The 4,781-nt window shown below is 64.3% G+C and carries 5 protein-coding genes and 1 pseudogene; 4 read left to right on the forward strand and 2 right to left on the reverse strand.

The features are described from left to right. Positions 1-395 (reverse strand): mannitol dehydrogenase family protein (locus QOC69_RS07165; protein ID WP_526437796.1); only part of this gene is annotated, 395 nt, incomplete at its 3' end. 26 nt (positions 396-421) lie between these two features. After that, positions 422-604, reverse strand: a pseudogene (locus QOC69_RS07170) (alcohol dehydrogenase catalytic domain-containing protein); the annotation flags it as partial. Between the two features lie 71 nt (positions 605-675). Here QOC69_RS07170 and QOC69_RS07175 point away from each other — a divergent pair. From QOC69_RS07175 to QOC69_RS07190, 4 genes are all read left to right on the forward strand, one after another. Further along, positions 676-1,734: a sugar-binding transcriptional regulator gene (locus tag QOC69_RS07175; protein WP_526437798.1), complete on the forward strand. Its 1,059-nt coding sequence runs from the start codon at positions 676-678 to the stop codon at positions 1,732-1,734. Positions 1,735-1,747: 13 nt separating this feature from the next. Continuing rightward, the gene (locus tag QOC69_RS07180) at positions 1,748-3,121 is read left to right on the forward strand and encodes an ABC transporter substrate-binding protein (RefSeq protein ID WP_526437800.1); all 1,374 of its coding nucleotides are present in this window, start codon (positions 1,748-1,750) and stop codon (positions 3,119-3,121) included. Further along, on the forward strand, positions 3,121-4,095 hold the full coding sequence (locus tag QOC69_RS07185) for a carbohydrate ABC transporter permease (protein WP_526437802.1): 975 nt from the start codon (positions 3,121-3,123) through the stop codon (positions 4,093-4,095). Before QOC69_RS07180 ends, QOC69_RS07185 begins: the two co-directional genes overlap by 1 nt. Position 4,096: 1 nt before the next feature. Beyond that, positions 4,097-4,781: carbohydrate ABC transporter permease (locus QOC69_RS07190; protein ID WP_526437804.1), on the forward strand; the 685-nt coding region annotated here is incomplete at its 3' end.

Here is a 4,781-nt window from a genome sequence, read left to right on the forward strand (position 1 = left end):
CCCTCGGTGATGGTCAGCGAGACGATCCGGGTGCTCGGTGCGGCGATCAGTTCGACGACGGCCTCGGGGTCGTCGGGCGCGTAGCGGTAGTCGACGATCGAGCCGATCACCCGGGGCTCGCGGCTGCCGTCGGGGTGCTCGATCACCAGCGTGTAGAGCCCGTCCTGCGCGGCCATGACGTCGGCCATCCTGCGGTCGGCGGGCATCACCCCGACACCGCAGATGCCCCAGTCCTTGGCGACGCCCGTTTCGAGCAGCTGGTCGACGTACATCGCCTGGTGCGCACGGTGGAAGCCGCCGACACCGAAATGCACTATGCCCACGGTGATCTCGTCGCGGTCATAGCCGGGCTTGGCGATCGGGATCTCTGGCAAGGTCGCTGCGTTGAGCTTCATGACACGGTCACCACTGACTTGACGGTACCCGGCACTCGGTCGGAGTCGACGACGAAACCGCCCACCCGGCCGTGCCGGTAGTAGTGCGTGTCGGATCCGCAGACACTGACCGCGGATACCCGGACCAGCACGTCTCCGGCGGCCGGGGGCGGTATGGGCCGCTCCTCCATCTCGATCCGGCCGGGCTCGACGAGGACGGCGACCCGCATTTTGCTCGAAGTCGAAAGTGTTGTGTACGTCACACTTCACATGTTAGCGTGATGAGCATCTAGCCGCACCCATGAGCATTTGTTCATCGAAAACGAGAGAGGGCGGACCCGTGGCGACACCGACGTCGAACGGCCAAGTGGCCGATTCCGTCGGCGTTGCGGGTTCCACGCCAGAGGACCTGCGCCTCGCATTGCGTGCGGCCACGCTCTACTACCTCGACGGCCTGACGCAGGCGGAGATCGCCGGGCGGCTCGGCGTCTCCCGCCCGACCGCCGGACGGCTGATCGCCCGGGCCAAGGCCAAGGGGCTGGTGCGCATCGAGATCGTCGTGCCGATGACCCTGCAGGACGACTTGCACGCCGAAGAGGAACGCGAGCTCGAGCTGAAGTTCGGTTTGACCGAGGCCGTCGTCACCGGACACGGCATCGATGACGGAGCACCCGGGCGGCCGGCGTGGTTCGCCGGCGTCGGGCGTGCGGCCGCCGCGCTGTTGATGCGCCGCCTGTCGGCCGACGACGTGCTCGGCTTCACCTGGGGCCCGGAGCAGGTGGCGGTGGCGACGGCGCTCGCCCCAGGGGTGGCCAGCTGCCGGACGGTGGTCCAGCTCGACGGCGCCATGTCCACCGCGGCCTACCAGACGGGCATGGAGTTCGTCCTGAGCCGCAGCGCGGAGGTGCTGCGGGCCGGCGCGATCCGCCTGCCCGCACCTCTATATGCCGACCCGTCCACCGTGGTCTCGATGCGCAGCGACTCGGTCATCTCCCGCACCCTGGAAGCGGGCCGCCGCGCCGACGCGATGCTGTTCGGCGTTGGCGCGGCCTCCACCTCGACCACGCTGTTCGAGGGCAGCTTCCTGGACAACCGCATGCTCGACGAACTCATCGGGCTCGGCGCGGTGGGCGAGATCGGCGGTCGCTTCTTCGACGCGGCGGGCACCCCCATCGCCACCGAGCTGGCGCACCGGGCGGTGTCGGTCCCGCTGGAGGACGTGCGTGCGTGCCCGAAGACGATCTTGGTCTCCAGCGGAGCGACCAAGCACGCCGCAACGCTTGGCGCGTTGCGCGGCAAGCTGGCCAAGCTCCTTGTATGTGACATCGATTGTGCCCGTTTCCTTTTGGAATCCCGATAGTGGATGGAGTGAGATGAGAACGCGAACAGCACTACGCAAGCTGTCGGTGTGCGTCGTCGCGGCGGGGTTGACCCTGGCCGCCGGCTGCGCAGGCGCGGGCAGCTTGGGGTCGTCGGATAACGAGGTGACGATCGCGTTGGTGTCCAACTCGCAGATGGCGGACGCCCAGAAGTTGTCGTCCGAGTTCGAGAAGGAGAACCCCGGCGTAAAGCTGAAGTTCATCTCGCTCTCGGAGAACCAGGCCCGCGCGAAGATCACCATGTCGACCGCGATGGGGGGCAGTCAGTTCGACGTCGCGATGATCAGCAACTTCGAGACCCCGCAATGGGCCAAGGACGGTTGGCTACTGAACCTCTCGGACTACGCGAAGAACACCCCGGGATACGACGAGAACGACTTCATCCCGTCGCTGCGGGACTCGTTGTCCTACGAGGGCAACATGTACTCGGTCCCGTTCTACGGCGAGTCGTCCTTCCTGATGTACCGCAAGGACCTCTTCGAACAAGCTGGGATCAAGGTCAATCAGGATCCGAACTACCAGCCGCAGTGGCAGGAAGTCGCCGACTGGGCGAAGACCATCAAGGAGAAAGGGGCGTCCGACGCCGGCATCTGCCTGCGCGGCAAGCCGGGTTGGGGTGAGGTGCTCGCGCCGCTGGACACGGTGATCAACACGTTCGGTGGCCGCTGGTTCGACGACCAGTGGAACGCTCAGTTGAACAGCCCCGAAGTCAAGAAGGCAGTCAACTTCTACGTCGACACCATCAAGAATTCCGGTGAATTGGGCGCCTCCTCAACCGGTTTCCAGGAATGCGCCAACCTGTTCGGTCAGGGCCAGACGGCGATGTGGTACGACGCGACGTCGGCGGTATCAGTTCTCGAGGATCCGAAGACCTACCCGGATCTGGTCGGCAAGATCGGATACCTGCCTGCGCCGATCGTCGAGAAGCCCAACTCCGGTTGGCTCTACACCTGGGCGCTGGGCATCCCGAAGGCCGCCAAGAATCCCGATGGGGCGTGGAAGTTCATCTCGTGGATGACCAGCAAGGATTACATGAAGCTGGTCGGTGAGAAGCTGGGCTGGGCCCGGGTCCCACCCGGCAGCCGAACCTCCACCTATACCGAACTGCCGGAGTACGAAGCGATCGCGAAGTCGTACGGCCCGTTGACGCTGCAGTCGATCACGAACGCGACGCCGAACAAGCCGACGGTGCAACCGGTTCCGTACACCGGCGTGCAGTTCGTTGGGATTCCCGAGTTCCAGGATCTGGGGACGCGGGTAAGCCAGCAGATCAGTGCGGCGATCGCCGGACAGAAGTCCGTCGAAGACGCGCTTGCCCAAGCACAGCAATACGCCGAGGTCGTCGGCAAGAGCTACCAGGAGAAGTGATGACTCTAACTGTCGATACCGAGTCAGACGCCAGTCAGGCGGCAGTGGCGGAACGGGTCCGCAAGATCCGGGAAGCCCAGGACACCGGCGTGAGCCGCGCCGAGGGGTGGCGCAGGCGAGGGCCTCTGCTGCCCGCGCTGATCTTCATGATCGCGGTCACGCAGGTGCCGTTCCTGTTCACCCTGTACTACTCGACGTTGTCGTGGAACCTGGTTCGCCCCGGGTCGCGGCAATTCGTGGGGCTGAACAACTACATCGCGGTGGTCAAGGACAGTCAGTTCTGGTCGGTGGCCGGCAACACCGTCATCCTGATCGTCGGCGTGGTTTTGATCTCGGCGCTGCTCGGCTTGTTGCTCGCCTTGCTGTTGGATCGCGCGTTCCTGGGCCGCGGGGTCGTGCGGACACTGCTGATCACTCCGTTCCTGATCACACCCGTTGCGGGCGCGCTGATCTGGAAGACCACGATTCTCGATCCCAACAACGGCATCCTGAATTGGGTGCTCTCCTTGGTAGGGATCGGCAAGGTCGACTGGATCGGACAGTTCCCGCTGCCGATGGTGATGGTCGAGTTGATCTGGCAGTGGACGCCGTTCATGATGCTGCTCATCCTGGCCGGTCTCACCTCGATGCCTCGCGACCAACTCGAGGCGGGCCGGGTCGACGGGGCTGGCGCGCTCCAGCTCTTCCGGGAGCTGACCCTGCCCCACCTTCGGCGCTTCATCGAGTTGGGCGTGGTGCTGGGTGCGATCTACCTGGTCAATACGTTCGACGCCATCTTCATGATGACGCAGGGTGGACCGGGCGTCGCCAGCGCGAACCTGCCGTTCTACATCTACCAGCGCGCGTTCCTCGGCTTCGACATGGGCCAGGCCGCCGCCATGGGCGTGGTCGTCGTCATCTTCACGATGATCATCGCCAGCTTCGCCCTTCGATTGATCTTCAAATCATTCTCCGGCAAGGAAGAGGCAGCCTGACATGAGTGCCCCGAAGGTAGTTGACAAGACAGCAAGAACCACGGCGACAAGCGATTCCGCGCCCGTCCACAAGAAGAAGTCCAAGAAGTTCAGCCCGTGGACAGTGGTGGCCTGGATCGTCGGCCTCGGATTCTTCTTCCCGGTCTTCTGGATGGTCCTGACGTCGTTCAAGCAGGAAAGCGACGCCGCGACCAGTCCGCCGACGTTGTTCTTCACCCCGACACTGGATCAGTACGCCGCAGTCTTCGATCAGGGCATCGGGCCCGCGATGCTGAACTCGGTGTTCGCGACGGGCATGTCGACGATTCTGGTGCTGCTGCTCGGTGTGCCCGCCGCGTTCGCGTTGTCGCTGCGGCCCGTCCGCAAGACATCGGACGCGTTGTTCTTCTTCATGAGCACGAAGATGCTGCCCGTCGTTGCGGCGATCCTGCCGCTGTACGTGATCGTGTCCAATCTCGGTCTGCTGGACAACATCTGGGCCCTGGTGATTCTCTACACCTCGATGAACCTGCCGATCGCCATCTGGATGATGCGTTCGTTCTTCCTCGAAGTGCCTGGTGAACTCCTCGAGGCCGCCAGCCTGGACGGCGCGAGTCTGTGGCGATCGGTGCGAGAGGTGATCCTTCCGTTGGTCTCACCCGGCATCGCGGCCACTGCGCTCATCTGTGTGATCTTCGCCTGGAACG

The organism is Mycobacterium sp., from assembly GCF_032162105.1.
Classification (GTDB): domain Bacteria; phylum Actinomycetota; class Actinomycetes; order Mycobacteriales; family Mycobacteriaceae; genus Mycobacterium.

Bases quoted from the DNA above. Each gene is read 5' to 3' on its own strand.
- QOC69_RS07180 (WP_526437800.1), top strand. From the start codon at position 1,748: ATGAGAACGCGAACAGCACTACGCAAGCTGTCGGTGTGCGTCGTCGCG.
- QOC69_RS07185 (WP_526437802.1), top strand. From the start codon at position 3,121: ATGACTCTAACTGTCGATACCGAGTCAGACGCCAGTCAGGCGGCAGTG.
- QOC69_RS07175 (WP_526437798.1), top strand. From the start codon at position 676: ATGAGCATTTGTTCATCGAAAACGAGAGAGGGCGGACCCGTGGCGACA.